General features: G+C 63.0%; 10 protein-coding genes. 8 read left to right on the top strand and 2 right to left on the bottom strand.

Annotated elements, in window-relative coordinates; translation table 11 throughout:
- Positions 1 to 8: 8 nt before the first annotated feature.
- The 5 genes from NIBR502773_RS14890 to NIBR502773_RS14910 all read left to right on the top strand — a co-directional run bounded on the left by NIBR502773_RS14890 (position 9) and on the right by NIBR502773_RS14910 (position 12601).
- Positions 9 to 4571, top strand: coding sequence for a hypothetical protein (locus tag NIBR502773_RS14890; RefSeq protein ID WP_141156328.1), 4563 nt, complete (start codon positions 9 to 11; stop codon positions 4569 to 4571).
- A gap of 48 nt (positions 4572 to 4619) precedes the next feature.
- Positions 4620 to 5612 (top strand): AraC family transcriptional regulator, encoded by a 993-nt coding sequence (locus tag NIBR502773_RS14895; protein WP_141156329.1) that lies wholly within the window; start codon positions 4620 to 4622, stop codon positions 5610 to 5612.
- Positions 5613 to 5751: 139 nt separating this feature from the next.
- Positions 5752 to 6786: a histone deacetylase family protein gene (locus tag NIBR502773_RS14900; RefSeq protein ID WP_141156330.1), complete on the top strand. Its 1035-nt coding sequence runs from the start codon at positions 5752 to 5754 to the stop codon at positions 6784 to 6786.
- On the top strand, positions 6783 to 7874 hold the full coding sequence (locus tag NIBR502773_RS14905) for a polyamine ABC transporter substrate-binding protein (RefSeq protein ID WP_141156331.1): 1092 nt from the start codon (positions 6783 to 6785) through the stop codon (positions 7872 to 7874). The genes NIBR502773_RS14900 and NIBR502773_RS14905 overlap by 4 nt, the downstream gene beginning before the upstream one ends.
- Before the next feature lie 113 nt (positions 7875 to 7987).
- Positions 7988 to 12601 (top strand): dermonecrotic toxin domain-containing protein, encoded by a 4614-nt coding sequence (locus tag NIBR502773_RS14910; protein WP_141156332.1) that lies wholly within the window; start codon positions 7988 to 7990, stop codon positions 12599 to 12601.
- Positions 12602 to 12604: 3 nt separating this feature from the next.
- Here the strand turns inward: NIBR502773_RS14910 and NIBR502773_RS14915 are convergent, their stop codons facing one another.
- Entirely contained in the window at positions 12605 to 14146 is a 1542-nt protein-coding gene (locus tag NIBR502773_RS14915; RefSeq protein ID WP_065938055.1) for a PLP-dependent aminotransferase family protein, read from the bottom strand.
- Positions 14147 to 14236: 90 nt separating this feature from the next.
- Between NIBR502773_RS14915 and NIBR502773_RS14920 the strand changes: the two genes are divergently transcribed.
- From NIBR502773_RS14920 to NIBR502773_RS14930, 3 genes are read left to right on the top strand one after another with little or no spacing between them, the layout of a single operon-like run.
- Complete coding sequence (locus NIBR502773_RS14920; protein ID WP_141156333.1) at positions 14237 to 14875, top strand: FMN-binding negative transcriptional regulator; 639 nt, start codon at positions 14237 to 14239, stop codon at positions 14873 to 14875.
- A complete protein-coding gene (locus NIBR502773_RS14925; RefSeq protein ID WP_115485437.1) occupies positions 14872 to 15318 on the top strand; it encodes a GNAT family N-acetyltransferase in 447 nt (148 codons plus the stop codon). Before NIBR502773_RS14920 ends, NIBR502773_RS14925 begins: the two co-directional genes overlap by 4 nt.
- A 10-nt stretch (positions 15319 to 15328) precedes the next feature.
- The gene (locus NIBR502773_RS14930; protein WP_115485436.1) at positions 15329 to 16009 is read left to right on the top strand and encodes a GNAT family N-acetyltransferase; all 681 of its coding nucleotides are present in this window, start codon (positions 15329 to 15331) and stop codon (positions 16007 to 16009) included.
- Between the two features lie 3 nt (positions 16010 to 16012).
- On the opposite strand, the gene NIBR502773_RS14935 is transcribed toward NIBR502773_RS14930, so the two are convergent.
- A complete protein-coding gene (locus NIBR502773_RS14935) occupies positions 16013 to 16912 on the bottom strand; it encodes a homocysteine S-methyltransferase family protein (protein ID WP_141156334.1) in 900 nt (299 codons plus the stop codon).
- Positions 16913 to 17015 lie beyond the last annotated feature (103 nt).

The raw sequence follows: 17015 nt of genomic DNA on the forward strand, positions 1-17015 counted from the left end.
GATGCCCCATGACCACGCCCATCTCAATCGCTTCACAACAGCCACTGGAATTGCTCACCCAACTGCTAACAGGCCCGTCATTCAGGGAGGTGGCGGCGGTGTTGTTGCGCCAGGCGCTGCAGGCCCGCTACCCCACACTGGCAATCGACCCCGATATCTGCCTGATCGGCACCCCCGGCTGGGAGATCATCGACGAACAGGCCCGCGCCACTACCACCGCCTACCGCACACTGAGCGACAGCCTGACCGATCAGGCCGTGCTCGGCGAGCCGACCCTGTACATCGAAGGCGAACATTTCCTGACCCAGCAACCGCTCACCGAGCCGCCGACCCATTTGCCGGTGCGCATCGGTGACATCGCCCATCTGCTCAATACCCTGGCCCCCGTCATGCTGGCGGCCTGGCAGGAGCAACAGCTGGCGTTCTGGAACAAAAGCAACGGCAGCGGCCCCCATTGGCATCAGCTGTCCAACTCATTGCGCGCGGTGTGGAATGTCCGGCAGGCACCGGGCTGGAACGAAAGCGACTGCGCCATGGCGCGCCAGTTGTTTCACGCGCCCACCTACGATGTGCGACGGCTCGACGACCCATACACCAGCCACGCCTACCTGCTCGACATCGATCAGGTCGACGGCGCGCAGGTGACCCACCTCAACCGGCTCGCGCTGTCGGTCCTGATCGGCAAGCAGGCCGGGCGAGACGTTATCCTCACCCACTCGCTGCTCAAGGGCTATGAGAAGTTCGCGTCCCTGGCACAGCTGGGCCAGAGCCTGCCCGCCCGCCTGGACACCTCGGCGCCCCGCACACAGTTGCAATGGCGCCTGTTCGAACCTGACGGCAATTTTTTCGATCACCAGGCCTGCAGCCTGATTGCCTTGCAGGTCGAGGCTATCGGCAGCCTGGACTTCTCCGAGGTGCGCCACCCGGACACGGCGCCGCCACCCGGTGCCACCGAGTTGGCCACCGGCCCCGGCCCCGGCCGCGAGTGGTACCAGCAGGCGCTGCCGGGCTGGCTGCAAGAGGCGTCGACGTCCGACCTGAACTTCTATGCGCGGCATCTCAAGGACCTCGCGTCCCTGAACAGCAGCACCGGCGGCAAGTCGTATCAGGACGATATCCCGCCCATCGAGCAGTACGCGCTCAATCGCCTCAAGGCGGAAATCCTCAAGGACCATCCACAAGCCGGTGCCCTGGCTTTGGACGCACTCACCCTGAAAGTCCAGCAGCCGGTGGTCTGGGGAACTTTCACGGTGCCCGGCATGACCGAGACCACCACCTTCGGCCTCGCCGAACTGGCGCTGCACAACCTGATCGCCCTCCCGGTCGGCAACAAGACCTTGCAGCTGCATAACGGCCAAAATCTGCCGGACTGGCTGACCGTCGAGTACATCGAGAGCCTCATTTCCCGGGTGGACATCGGCCGGAACTACCCGGCGCTGATCAAAAGCAAGCTGCTGGAAATCCCTCGCGAGGCCTCATCGCGAAAGAACCGCTACATCCAGCACCTGCGCATCCAGCTGCCGTTGCTGGCCCTGCAAGGCAAGATTCAGCAACGGGATGGCATCGATGACCGCGGCTATCGATACGTCGCCGCCCTGATGCAAGCCGAGGCCTCGGATCACACGGTAGACGGGCAGACCATCGTCATGCGGCCTCTGGCGTTCATCCCGCAACGGCGGGACGACGCCACTGCCGATGAGGTCGAAAACATGTACGTCATCGGCCCGCAAGATCCCGCCGCCGGCCCCTGCCTGCTCTATCGACCGCTGTTCACGCCGGCCCTGGTGCAATATCCGTCCCCGACCAACCTGATGTACGCCATTGCCCAGTCCCCCGACCTGCGCCATTCGGTGCTGGCTTGGTTGCCGGACAGCGCGCGCGATGCTTACGCCAACTATGTGTTCCCGGGAGAATTGCCTTCCCCCTGGGCCGTCGCCGATTTTCTGGTGGACGCCTCGACACTGGAAACCATGAGCGGCCCCATCGGCCTGGGCAAAGACCCACTCAAGGGTGACCTGCTCGCCGGCCTGTTTGAAGCCAACGCCCAGGCCCTGGTCAAGCTGGCCGACCGCCAGTCGACCTCCAATACCGAAAACCGCTGGGCGACCCTCAAGCAAACAGGCTGGACGCTCCTCAATGCCGCGCTGCCCTTTACCAGCCCCAGCGTGGCGACAGGCCTATGGATCTGGCAGGTCGTCGACCAGTTGCAACAGTTTGTCGGGGCCACGGAGCAGGACGACACCGCCGCCCAATGGACCGCCTTCACCGACGTACTGCTGAACCTGTCGATGGCGATTACCCTGCATATCAGCACGCGACTGCGTCCCCGCGGCGCTCGGCCCGAGCGGGAATCCAGGCCGACCGAGCCCTCGGCAGGGCGGCGGGTCGAGATCAAACAGCTGGGCGCCATCGACGGTAATGAAAGCCCACCGGGTCACACTCCACTGCTGCATACCAGCGGCGCGCTCAATCGGTCGCCCGCCACCCTGGGGCGGGTGCTGGACCGTTTCAAAGTCAGCCAGCCTGGCGCAGCGAGCAGCGTCGACACCCGCCCGGGGCCCACCCGCCACCTGACCCGCGTCGCCGAGCGTTTCTACGCACAGGTCGGCGAGCGCTGGTTTGAAGTGAGCGCGGACGACGAGGGCAACGTGGTCATCATCGACCCTCGGCAGCCGGATCGAACCGGACCAGCGCTGATTCACAACGCCGCCGGCCAATGGTTCGTCGACACCCGCCTGCGCCTGCGCGGCGGCGGCCCCAAGCGCATGCTCAACAGAGCCGAAGCGGAAGCGACCCTCAAGGCCGCCGAAGTACGGGCCAAGCTCGAGGCCTTCGAAAACGCCAAGAAGACCGCACAAAGAGCACTGCAACAGGCCCGCCAGGCCATGACCGACGTCTCCGGTAACGCTGCAGAAGTCAAACGCCAGCACTACATGGACACCCTCGACCAGCAGAGCGCGGATTACGAAGCGGCGCTGCAACACCTCAAGACCCTGAGTGTGTTCACCCCGGTCCCCGACTATCAGCAAAAAGCCCTGGGTTATATAAGAGCGCAACTGGAGCTTACCGAAGCCGCGATCAGGGAGGCCCAGACCACCTTCACCCCCCAGCTCAGGGTCGTGCTTGACCAGCTCGAACACCCCGACACCCATTACCCGGCGCGGTACGTCGAAGACGCGCGACAAATGACCGAGATGAGTGAAGACATGATCACGCGCCTGGACTACACCCATGCGCGCTTCACTCAACTCAAGGCCCTGGCCAAGGAGGGCGTGCAGTTGATCCAGAGCGCCAGGAAAAAACTGCCGGCCTACACCAGCATCGACCTCAAGGCCCTGCAGATAACCCTGGCGCGCAGGTTGTGCCTGCCGGAGGACAGCGCGACCCGTGCACCCCAGGCCTGGGCCAACCTCAATGAGATTGTCGACAACGCCGATCTGTCGGTCCAGGCCCTGCGCGACACCCTCAACGAACGCAGTGAGGCGCGGCTGGACGAACGCATCGAATCCCTGAGCAGCCTGATCGAACAGTTCAAGGTCCTTGACGAACGCCTGGAGGACTTCTCCCAGGAGTTTTCCAGCCTGACCCACCTCTCCCCGCTGGAACGCCTGCGCAAACAGGTCAAGGATTTCTCCAGGCAGGCCTTGACCCATCTGTCCCAGCTGCACGCTGAGCGGGACATCCTGCGCAACCGGCCTACCCCTCCACCGACGCCCCCCAAGCCCTTGAAGAAATTCATCCATACCCGTTACAACGGCGTGATGATCGGCGAGCCACGCCTGACGGCGGTCGGCCTTGAAACCGACCTGGTGGATATCAAGTCACCGCTGACCCGGCAGGTCATTGCCACCTTCCATGAGAAAAGCCCCAACGTCTGGGTGCAACGGCTGAGCCCTGCACACACCGAGCAGGCGGTGCCCGACCTTCAGTCCAGCCTCGGACAGGGCCGCACGCTGCTGGACGGTTTGCCCGCGTTCAGGCAACGGGCCATCGAGCAAACACGCCAAGCCGGGCGCACCGCCGTCGGTATCGAATACCTGTACCACCGTCACGCGTTGTTGCTGGAAGAAACCAGCCGGCACATCGAGCAGGCCCTGGCCGACAGCACCATCACAGCGGATCAAACCCAATCGGCAACCGCCCTTGGCAAGCAGCTCAACGACGCGGCACAGGACCTGTACCTGCGCGCATCCGAAAGCATGACGCGCATGATCAAGCAGCACCCCCCAACCACCAAAGGCGTCGAATGGCTGAGCCAGCGCGACGAGATCGTCATCAAGAAAGCCGTAAGGCGTCGCCGGCTCAAAAGCAGCACTCCGGATTACCTGGACGAATACATCATCACCGAGCGCGCGACCCATCAAGTGCTCTGGTACGCGCACTTTCACTATTCGACCGACTGGACACCTGCCAGGGCCTACCTGAGCGCACGATTGAAGACCACCCATGAATATCGACAAGGCTCGGCGGCCGACTCGGTCAAAGGCCTGAACGAGCAGCAGCAAATCGACTATTACCGCAGCGAGATCAGCCTGGAGGCGGCCAAACGGCTATTTTTTGACCACAAGTAGGCGGCACACTCCTTGCTGCCTCTGGGCAAACCCAGGCAGGACTTCCCCATGCTGCACTCGCACCTGACTACGCTCAACGCCGTCTCCCTGGTACTCGACACCTTCAGGGCCGAGGGCGTGAGCCGCGACGTGCTGCTGGCCGGCAGCGGTATCTGCGGCGCCGACCTGAACCGCGCCGACACGCGCATCACCACCAACCAGGAGATGCGCGTGTGTGCCAATGCCGTGGCCCTGCGCCGCGATATCGGCCTGGAGTTGGGCCGGCGCATGCACGTGTCATCCTACGGCATGCTCGGCTACGCGCTGCTGACCAGTGCCACCTTCGGTGACGCTTTGCGCCTGGCCCTGCGCTATCCGGCGCTGTTGGGAACACTTTTCGAGCTGAGCCTGGAAGACGACGGCCAGCGCATCTGGTTCACCGCCGACGGGTATCGGGAAAACCCGGCGCTGGCCACCTTCAATGTCGAGTTCTGCCTGGTGTCGTTGAAGGTCATCTGTGACGATCTGCTGGGCCATGCCCTGCCGTTGCTCAGTGCGCGTTTCGAACACTGCGCCCCCGACTATCGCGCACGCTATGCCGAGCACTTCGATTGCCCTCTTGCCTTTGCCGCCAGCGCCAATGCCTTCGCTTTCGACCGGCACTGGCTCGACCAGCCGTTGCCGCTGGCCGACCCCATCACCCACCGCGCCATGGCCGAGCGCTGCCGCAAACAGAACACCGAATTCACCGGGCGCCAAGCCTGGCTCGGCCGGGTACGCCAATTGCTGGCCGCCCAATTGAACGCCGCCCCCGGCATCGACGGCCTGGCCGGGCAGATGAACTGTTCGCCGCGCACCTTGCGCCGGCATCTGCATGACCTGGGTTGCAGCTATCAGGAACTGCTGGACGAGTTACGCTTCGAGCGGGCCAAGCAGTTGCTGGGCGAGGACCAACTGCCGATCTATCGCATCGCCGAACAGTTGGGCTTCAGTGAAACCGCAAGTTTCAGGCACGCCTTCGTACGCTGGAGCGGCGTGGCACCGAGTCAGTTCCGCGCTTGAGTCGCATGCCCCCACATGGGGCGAATAACGGACACAGGCTTTGGCCATATTTATCCCCTTTTGGCCGCTCCTGCCGTTCTCCAAACCTGCCCACGCCGCAACACTGCAAGGCATCCCAAGCAGCCTGCGGAGAACAACAATGCTGACGATCTATTCGGACGATCATCATCTGCACCACGGCCGTTGTGAATTGATGGACGGGCAATTGATGCCCTGCTTCGAAATGCCCGCCCGCGCCGACCATGTGCTGCAGCGGGTCAAGGACCGCCAACTCGGCCCGGTGCAAGCCCCGCAGGACTTTGGCCTGGCCCCCTTGCAACGCATCCACAGCCGCGAGTACCTGGATTTTTTCAAAGGTGCCTGGACCCGTTGGGTTGAGTTCGGCCAGGACGGCGACCTGCTGCCCTATACCTGGCCCGCCCGCACCCTGCGCGCCGTCTTGCCCACCAGCCTGCACGGCCAGTTGGGTTACTACAGCTTCGACGGCGGCGCGCCGATTACCGCCGGCACCTGGCAGGCGGCCTACAGTGCGGCGCAGGTGGCGCTGACTGCGCAACAGGCGATCCAGCAAGGCGCCCACAGTGCCTTCGCGCTGTGCCGACCACCGGGACACCACGCCGCCAGCGACTTGATGGGCGGTTACTGCTACCTCAATAACGCCGCCATCGCCGCCCAGGCATTTCTCGATCAGGGCCACAGGAAGGTTGCGATCCTCGATGTGGATTACCACCACGGTAACGGCACCCAATCGATTTTCTATGAGCGTAGCGATGTGCTGTTCACCTCGATCCACGGGCACCCGGAAGCCGAGTTTCCGTTTTTTCTCGGCTATGCCGATGAGCTCGGCGACGGGACCGGAGAGGGTTTCAACTTCAACTATCCGTTGCCGGCCGGTTCGGGCTGGGACACCTGGAGCGCCGCACTGGAACAGGCTTGCCAGGCCATTGAGGGCTACGGCGCCGACGTCATTGTGGTGTCCCTGGGCGTCGATACGTTCAAGGATGACCCCATCTCGCAGTTCAAGCTCGACAGCCCCGACTACCTGGCCATGGGCAAGCGTATCGCCCGCCTGGGCAAGCCGACGCTGTTCGTGATGGAAGGTGGCTACGCGGTAGAAGAAATCGGCATCAATGCCGTCAACGTTCTCGAAGGTTTTGAAGGGGCAGTCGAATGAATCTGTTCAAGTCGCTTGTGCTCTGCGCCGCCGTATTAAGCACCGCCGCGCACGCTGAAGAAAAAACCCTGCGGGTCTACAACTGGTTCGACTACATCACCCCCAAGGCCCTGGAAGACTTCAAGGCCCAAAACCCGTCGATCAAGTTGGTCTACGACATCTTCGACACCAACGAAGCCCTGGAAGCCAAGCTGCTCACCGGCAATTCCGGCTATGACGTGGTGGTGCCGTCCAACGTGTTCCTGGCCAAACAGATCGAGGCCGGAGTGTTCCAGGCCCTGGATCGCAGCCAGTTGCCGAACTGGAACCACCTCGATCCCAAGTTGATGAAGCTGATCGAGGCCAACGATCCGGGCAACAAATTCGCCGTGCCCTACATGTACGGCACCATCCTGATCGGCTTCAACCCCGACAAGGTCAAGGCCGCACTCGGCGCCAATGCACCGGTGGACAGCTGGGACCTGATCTTCAAGGAGGAGAACATCAGCAAGCTCAAGCAATGCGGCGTGGCGCTGCTGGATTCACCCTCGGAGATCCTGCCCCTGGCCTTGCAGCACCTGGGCCTGGACCCCAACAGCAACAACCCCAAGGACTATGAAAAAGCCGAAGCCTTGCTGCTGAAGATCCGCCCGTACATCACCTACTTCCACTCCTCCAAGTACATGGCCGATATTGCCAACGGCGACATCTGCGTCGCTGTCGGCTACTCCGGCAGCTTCTCCCAGGCCGCCAACCGCGCCAAGGAGGCCAGGAACGGCGTAATCGTCGACATGCGCCTGCCCAAGGAGGGCGCGCCGATCTGGTTCGACATGCTCGCCATTCCCAAGGGCGCGAAGAACCCCCAGGACGCCTACACCTTCATCAACTACCTGCTGCAACCGCACGTCATTGCGCCGATCAGTGATTTTGTCGGCTACCCCAATCCCAACAAAGACGCTAACGGGCAGGTGGACCCGGCGATCCGCAACAACCCCAACCTGTACCCCACCGAAGCCGCGATGGCCACGCTCTATACCTTGAAGCCCCTGGGACGCGACGCCGAACGCGCCAGGACCCGCGCCTGGTCCAGGATCAAGTCCGGGACCTGAGCAAACGTGGCCGGGAAGTGCTTCCCGGCCACGATGACTTATCTACCGACCGCCCGGCCGCAGCGCCAATTACCTTGCAGCTCTTCATGCCGACCCAGGCCAAGGAGCTGCAGATGCCCAACGATTCCCCCCTTAGCAACAATCGCCCGCCCAGCAGCTATGAGCTGCTGACGCAACTGAGCGTCGGCCCGTCGATCCGCGACGTCGCCGCCAACCTGTTGCGTTCGTCCCTCATGGAGCAATACCCGACACTCGCTATCGACCCTGACCTGGCCATGGTCATCACGCCGCGCTGGCGCATCGTTGGCGATGTCATCCAATCCGCACCCGCTACCGCGCAATCGCTGACCTCGGTGCTGGCCAACCAGGCCCTGGCGCCCGAGCCGGTGATCTATATCGACGGCGAACACTTCCTCACCCTGGAACCCGAGGCCAAGCCCGCCGTGCACCTACCGGTGCAGATCGATGCCATTGCGCGACTGATCAATGAGCTGGCGGCGCTGATCTTTACCGCCTTCCAGGAGCAGCAACTTGATTACTGGAACGCTTCCAACGGCCTGGCGGGCCCACGCTGGCAAACGCTCTCCCATTCCCTGCGCAAAGTCTGGAACGTCACCGCGCAGGACGGCTGGGATGAACACGATTGCGCCATGGCCAGGACGTTGTTCCACTTTCCGGACCGGGCCAAGCGTCGGAACTTCGACACATTCCAGACACACGCTTACCTGATCGATATAGATGGCCTGAAAAACAACCGCTCCACTCACGTCGGCCTGTCGGATATCGCGGTGCTGATCGGGGTACATGAGCAACGCCAGCGGGTCCTGACGTATTCGCTGATCAACGGCTACGAGAAATTCGAGTCACTGCAAAAGCTCGGCGAAGCCTTGCCCGCGGCACTGACTCATGCTGACGGGGAGGTAACCGTGCAATGGCGATTGTACGAACCCACCGGGGATTTTTTCGACAGCCTGGCGTGCAACCTGATCGCCCTGCAATTGCAGGCCATCGGATCAATTGGCTCCGCCGACCTTGAAGCCCCCGCCACGGCTGCCGTCACCGGCCAGGCCGTCGCGCGCATCCTGCCGGTGATTGAAGACTTGAGCGATCACTCATTGTCGAGCATCCACCAGATCCACGAGCAACTTCCCGACTGGCTTGCCAATGCCTCGGACCTGGACGTATCGACCTACAGCCGTTACGTGATCGAGCTGGCGGAACTGCATACCCACAACCACGGGCAGTCTTTCCAGGACGGTATCCCGCCGATCCGCGATTACGCCAGGCAGCAACTGCAAAACCGGATCAAGGCCCATGCAAATGGCGCGAGCCTGAACCTGGACAAGATAGAGATCAGCATCGAAAGCCCGGTGGTCTGGGGCACCTTCGTGCTGCCCGGAACCAGTGACATCACCCGGCGCAACCTGATCGACCTGGCCCTGGAAAACCTCACCGGGCTGCCCACCGGTACGCCCAGCGTGCACTACAACGGCGGCGAAGGGCCGCAATGGCTGACGTACAACTACCTCAAGGACGTGATCGAAACCCTCGACATCGGTGAGCGTTACCCGACGCTGATCAAACACACCTTGCTCGACGACCCCGTTCAGTCAAGGCGCCGGCAAACTCTCTACACCTCGCACTTGCGGGTGCAACTGCCACTGCTGGCCTTGCAGTGGAAGATCCAGGGCCTGCACGGCATCGATGATCGCGGTTATCGCTATATCGCTGCGGCGGTGCAGGAACACGCCCATGAACGGCAGGTCGAGGGGCAAGAGATCGTTATCCGGCGCCTGGCGTTCATTCCCACCCTGCGCACCAGCCAGGCGCAGGATGGGGTGGCGAATATGTTTGTGATCGGCCCCCGCGACCACACCCAGGGCCCGTGCCTGTTGTACCGCCCACTGCTGGAGCCGGTGCTGATCCAGTACCCGTCACGGCAAAACCTGTTGTACGCCATCAAGCATCACCGCACCCTGCGCGACTCGGTGCTGGCCTGGCTGGCCGAAGATGTACGCTTCAACTACGAGCAGTATGTCTTCCCTGCCGCATTACCTTCGCCGTGGACCGTGGTGCGCGGGTTGGTGGAGCCGCACGTGGTGGTGCAAATGAGCGGCCCCCTGGCCTTGAGCGACGAAGTGGTGGGCAACGACAGCCTGGCGACGCTGTTCAGGGACAACACCAACGCGATGGTTGAATTGGCGACGCGGCAATCGGTGTCCAACGCTCAGAAACGCTGGGCAAGCTATCGAGAAGCCGGCTGGCTGATTTTCAGCGCGGCGTTGCCATTCATGGGCCGCACCGTGGGCATCGCGGCCTGGATCTGGCAAATCATGGACGACCTGCAGGCGACCGCCCAGGCGGAGCCGGAGCCTGACGGGCAGGTGTCCTGGACAGCCCAGGTGGATCTGCTGCTCAACCTGGGCATGGCTCTGGTGCTGCACGTCGCCCTGCGCCATCCGCCGGTACGAAAGACGCCCAAGGCCACGTTGCCGAAACAGGAAGCCACCCCGACCCAGGCGCCTGAAACCAGACTGCCGCCGGAGCACCGGATCCCCGTGATGCGCCGCCCCGACTTGCCCGACGCCGAACCGCCCGCTCGCCATCAAGGCCCGCTGTACAACAGCGGCGCACTCCAACGTTCTCCGACAAGCCTGGGGGCCACACTGGACCGCTTCAAAGTGGCCAGGCCCGACGGGCTGGGGGAAGCCGTCAAGGAAACAGGGCCGCACCTGCATCTCTATGCGCTTGCCGATAAATGGTACGCGCCGGTGGGCGCACGCTGGTTCGAGGTGGCGGTGGATGAGCACGACAATGTCATGATCGTCGATCCGGGCCGCCCCACTCACATCGGCCCGCTGCTGGTGAGCAACCTGGCCGGGCAATGGTTTGTCGACACTCGCCTGCGCCTGCGCGGTGCCGGTTTCAGGAATCGCCGGCAATCGGCTCGCGGCAAAGTACCTTCGCGGATCACCGACCTCCGGCAGAAACTCAACCAATTCGATGCTGACGAACGGCGCGGGCAAGCTGAAGTCGCCCAGGCCCACGCCGCGATAGACCCGGTGCCCGGGCCCTCCTCCGATCGCCAGCGCCAGGCGTTCCTCGACAAGGTCGACAGCCGCCTGGCCGACTATGACGTGCCCATTCGCCAGTTACGTTCGCTGAATGTCATCGATTCGGTACCCAACTACCAGAGTTCGATGATCGACTACCTGAACAAACAACTGCTGCTGACCCGCTCGGCCATCGCGGAACGCTTGCCGGTCTTTCGCGACAAGTTGTTGGTGTCGGTGGAAGACATGGAAGCCCTCACCGCCCTGGACATCAAGCAGCGTAACGAGATCGCACAGACGATGGCGAAGCTGAACCTGGATATGATCAACCGCATGGAGTATGCGCAATCGCGCTATCGCCAGTTGGAAAGCCTGGGCATAGAGGGTGCCAAGGTCATCCAGACCAGTATGCAGGCCCTGCCCGACTTCAAGCTGCACGACCTCAAGGCCATGCAACTCACCCTCAGCCGCTACCTGTGTATTGGCGAAGGCAGCGGGGAGGCCTTCACCGACGCCCGTGCGCAACTCAATGACATCGTGGATACCGCCGATCTCACTGTGCAGACGTGGATCGAGACCCTGGTGGAAACCAGCATCAGCGACCTGCACGAGCGTATTGAAGTGCTCAACAGCCTGGTCGACCAGTTCGCAATTGTCGACCAACGCCTGCTGGACCTGCACGCCGAACACCCGGAACAGGTGCAGCGAGACCCCCTGGAACACCTGCGCCAACGCATCGATGAATTCAATCAACAGGCGGTGCATGAGCTGGCGCTGTTGATCAGGCAACGAAAAGCCCTGGAGCCCAAGCCTGGCCCGTCAAAAGCCCCCCCGACACCCAAGCGCAAAGTCATCAAGACACGCTTCAACGGGGTGGTGGTGGGCGAGCCCCGTGAAGCCGAAAGCGGCCTGGTGGACGTCAAGGCCCCGGTGACGGGCAAGCTCATCGCGACCTTTCACGAAAAAACCCCTGGGGTCTGGGTTGAACGCCAGAGCACACCCTCAAGCCCCCGTGAGCACCAGGTAATCGACCTGGGCACCAGCATCGACGCCGCCCAGAGCCTGCTGAATGAAGAGCCCGCCGCCACCCTGCGCACCCTGGACCACGCGAAGAAAGCCGGACGTATTCCGGTGGAAATCGAAGAGATGTTCCACCAGTACGCCGCACGCCTGGAACACGCAGTGGCCACGATCGAAGAGGCGCTGACCCGGCTCAACCTCACGGAAAGCGACCGCCCGCCCGCCGCCGCCCTCAACCGTCGCCTCAATGACGCCGCACAACGGCTATACGAACTGGGCACAAGCACTCGCATCAGCATGACCAAACAACAACCACCCACGGCGGCACGGGTGGAGTGGCTGCACAGCCAAGGCCTGGTGAAAATCGCCAAAGTGGTCACGCGGCGGCGGCTCAAGGGCCCCGGCAAAAACTACCTGGACGAATACGAGGTGCGTGATCACCAGACCCATGCGGTGCTCTGGTATGCGCACTTTCACTATGAGTCTCCCCAGGCGGCGCTGGAGCACTACACCGCCGGCCACCTCAAGACCCGCGACCAGCAGAAACTGGGGGGCGCTGTGCACCGCACGGGCTTGAGCGACCGTGACCAGATCGCGATTTATCGCAGTGAAATCAGCCCGATCCTGGCCCGCTCGTTGTTTTTCCAGACCTGACCGTCAATCGTGCTGCCAGGCCCTGCGCAACGTTGCCAGGGCCTCGGCAACGGCCGTCTCAGGTACGGCGGCAAACCCCAGCACCAGGCCGGCGCGCTGGTCTGCCGGAGTGGTGGAGTGCGCCAGCCAGTAACTGCTTAAACCATTGACTTCGACACCCACGGCACGGGCCTGCTCAAGCAGCTGTTGCTCGCGGGCCAGGCTGTCCACGCGCACGGTCATGTGCAGCCCTGCGGCGATAACGGGCAACTCGCCCACCCCCGGCAGACCGCGCGGCCACCCGGCGAGCAAGGCATTGCGCCGGCTCAATGCCGCGCGCCGCATCCGGCGGATATGCCGCTGGAAGTGCCCGGCCGCCATAAACTCGGCCATCACCGCCTGGGTACTGACTTCCGAGTGGCGCATATCCACCGCACGGCGCCGTGAGAAGGCATCGACCAGGCCTGGCGGCAACACCAGATAGCCCAGGCGCAAGGCCGGGAATGCGACCTTGCCGAAGGTGCCGACGTACAGCACGCGGCCGCTGCGGTCGAGCGCGGCCAGGGGCGCCAGGGGGGCGCCGCTGTAGCGGTATTCGCCGTCATAGTCGTCCTCCACGATCCAACCGCCGGTGCGCTCGGCCCAGGCCAGCAACTCCAGGCGCCGCGCCAGGCTCATCACCACGCCCAGCGGGTATTGGTGAGAGGGCGTGACATAGGCCAGGCGGCAATCACCCAAGGTATTCAGGACCTGGCAATCGATGCCGTCGCTGTCCACCGGCACGCCCTGCAGGTTGGCACCGGCCAAGGCGAACGCGTGACCGGCGGCCCGATAGCCTGGGTTTTCCACCGCCACCCCGTCACCTGGCTCTACCAGCAGCTGTGCACAAAGGCTGATTGCCTGTTGTGCACCGCTGGTGATCACTATTTGCTCAGCCGTACATTGCATGCCCCGTGAGCTGCGCAGGTAAGCGGCGATCAAGCCGCGCAGGCGGCTGTCACCCGCCGGGTCGCCATAGCACAGCTGCGCCAGGTCCGGCTTGCGCCAGAACGCCCCGTTGAGCTTGGCCCAGACCTCGAAAGGGAATAGATCGAAGGCTGGCACGCCCACGCGAAATGCCTTGGGCGGCCCCGCCGGCGGCTGTGGCAAATGGTGACTGTGCACGCGCCCCAAGGCCGGCCTGTGGATAACTTCGCCGTCGAGATCGTGCGGCAAATCCAGCCATTTTGTGGATAAGGCTGGGGATAAGCTTGTTGATAAGCCTGTGGATACTTTTGTGGATAGTTTTTTTGCCGTGGGCAACTGGGCGACATAGGTGCCATCACCCACACGGCCTTCGACAAACCCCTCGGCGTACAACTGATCGTAGGCACGCACGACGCTGTTGCGGGAAATCAACAACGCAGCGGCCAAGTCGCGGCTGGCGGGTAGACGCGTACCGCTGGCCAGGCGTCCATCCAGCACGCGCTGACGCAGGGCTTCATAAAGCTGGCGCGTCAGGCCTTGGCGTCGATCCAGCTCGATACCGGCAGGGTTGAAGGACAGCGGCGGCGAAATGGGCGACATCATATTGGACCTATGAAATTGGCCGAAGATGGCTCTTACAACGAACCATTAGCCTGCCTAGGATGCAGGCATTCGCCAAGGAAAATATTCATGTACACACCACGCGCCTTTGCCCTCGACGACTTGCCCGAAATACAGCAACTGATCCAGCACACACGCCTGGCGCAGTTGGTCACCTTTGGCGAGCAAGGCCTGCAGGCCAGCCACTTGCCGCTGCTGCTCAACCCGGATGAAGGCCCCAACGGCACGCTGTACGGGCACCTGGCCAAGGCCAATCGGCAGTGGCAGGACCTGCAAGACGGCAGCGAAGCCCTGGTGATCTTCGCCGGTGCCGAGGCCTATGTCAGCCCAGGGTTTTACCCGGCCAAGGCTGAGCACGGCAAAGTGGTGCCCACCTGGAATTACATCGCGGTGCATGCCTATGGCAAGGCCGAGGTGTTTACCGATGCCGAGCGCCTGCTCGGCGTGGTCAGTGCCCTCACTGACCGCCACGAGGGCAATCGCGCCCAGCCGTGGAAGGTCAGCGATGCCCCGGCTGATTACATTGACGGCATGCTCAAGGCCATTGTCGGCTTCAGCCTGCCGATCGAGCGCCTGATCGGCAAACGCAAACTCAGCCAGAACCGCAGCGCGGCGGACATCGCCGGCGTGCGCGACGGCCTGGCCGCCAGCGCCGATATACGCGACCAGACCCTCGCGCGCTTTATTCCCCAAGGAGTTTCAGAATGAGCCAGATCGAGATCCGCCAGGTCACCGCAACCGACCACGCCGCCTGGCTGCCGCTGTGGCAGGCGTACTTGACGTTCTACAACACCGAACTGCCGGACGCCGTCAGCCACAGCACCTGGCAGCGCCTGATCGATCCCCGTGAGCCGACCCACTCCGCGCTGGCCTGGCAGGATGGCAAGGCGGTGGGCATGGTCAACTTCATCTACCATCGCTCCAACTGGAGCATCGAAAACTCCTGCTACCTGCAGGACCTGCTGGTGGACCCGGCCCAGCGCGGCACTGGTGTCGGCCGTAAACTGATCGAGTTCGTCTACGCCACTGCCAAGGCCGACGGCTGTTGCAAGGTGCACTGGCTGACCCACGAGACCAATGCCACCGCGATCCAGCTCTACGAGCGCATCGCCGAACGCCCTGGCTTCATTCAATTTCGCAAAGGTCTTTAAGGAGCGCAGCATGTCCACTTCCCTCGCCGACTGGAAAGGCGTCCCGGCGCCTACCGCGCAACTGCTCGAAGGGCGCTTTATCCGCCTGGAAAAACTCGACCCGGCCCGCCACGCCGACCAGCTGTGGCAAGCCCTCGAAGGCCCCGGCGCCGACCCCAAGTTATGGGATTACCTGCCTTACGGCCCGTTCGCCGAACGCGCCGCGTTTGATGCGTGGTTGAACAACCATGCGGCGAACAGCGACCCGTATTTCTTCAGCGTGGTCGACCGTGCGTCCGGCCAGGTGCAGGGCATCCTCAGCCTGATGTCCATCGTCCCGGCCCAGGGCCGTATCGAAATCGGCCATGTCACCTTCGGCGCGCCGATGCAGCGCTCCCCCAAAAGCACCGAGGCGGTGTACCTCTTGGCCAAATACGCGTTCGAACAGGGTTACCGCCGCCTGGAATGGAAGTGCAACAACGGCAACGCCCGCTCCAAATATGCGGCGGAGCGGTTGGGGTTCAGTTTTGAGGGGGTGTTCCGCCAGCATATGGTGGTGAAGGGGCAGAACCGCGATACGGCGTGGTATTCGATCCTGGATTCGGAATGGCCGACGGTGGGTGCGGGGTTTGAGGCGTGGTTGTCGGAGGCGAACCAGGCAGGTTCCGGGCAGTTGAAGGGCCTGGCGGAGTGTCGCCGCCAGGCGCTTTAAGGCTTAGTCCAGCTTCTGGGCCAGCACCGCAATGTGCTCCGGCCCGATCCCGCAGCACCCGCCCAAGTGGCTGGCACCGCGCTTTTGCCAGTCCGCGGCCCACTGCAGGTAGCCCGGTGGGTTGAGATCTTCGCGCAAGGGATCCAGGCCGTCGTTGGCCGTGGCTTCCTTGGGCTGGGGCGGGAAGGCGTTGGCATAGGCGCCGATCTGAATCGCCACGCCCAACCGTTCGAAGGTTTGGCGTGCGGCATCGATCGCCGCGCCGATCACTTCCGGCTGGCTGCAATTGAACAGCAACACTTGCACGCCCAACTGCGCGGCGGCTTCGGCCGCGTCCGCCACCGGTTCGCCGGAGCGCAGGCGCGGTACTTCGTCGGTGTCTTCGTCCTTCAAGGTAAACGACAGCCAGAACGGCTTGCCATCCTTCGGCAGGCCCGCATGAATCGCCCGCGCTTCAACGATTGAGCTCTGGGTCTCCGCCAGCCACAGGTCGACATGGGGTGCCAGGCCCTGCACCAGTGGCGTCAGCAACTCAGACACGCGCTGCGGCTCGAAAAGATCAGGCCGATACGAACCAAACAGCGGCGGCAACGAGCCGGCCACACGCACGGCCTTGCCCGAAGCCTGCACCGCCCGTCTGGCCAATTCACCCGCCAGCGCCGCCAGGGCCTGGCCTTCGGCAGCAAAGCGCGCCTCGCCGATATGGAACGGCACCACCGCATAGCTGTTGCTGGTGATCACATTGGCACCACTGTCGATATAGGCCGCATGCACCGCCTCCACCGCTTGCGGTGCTTCGCTCAATGCCAGCGCCGACCACTCCGGCTGCCGGAACGGCGCACCGCGGCGTTGCAGTTCACGGCCCATGCCGCCATCCAGAATTACTGTGTTCCCTGCGGCCATATGCTTTTTACTCATAAGCTTATGAAAATAACTCACTATGAGAGTCGTTCTTATAACTATTTAATACGTTCAATTCGGTTCATAACAACTCTTTTTTATTCAG

This window comes from Pseudomonas sp. NIBRBAC000502773 (assembly GCF_006517195.1).
Taxonomy (GTDB): domain Bacteria; phylum Pseudomonadota; class Gammaproteobacteria; order Pseudomonadales; family Pseudomonadaceae; genus Aquipseudomonas; species Aquipseudomonas marginalis.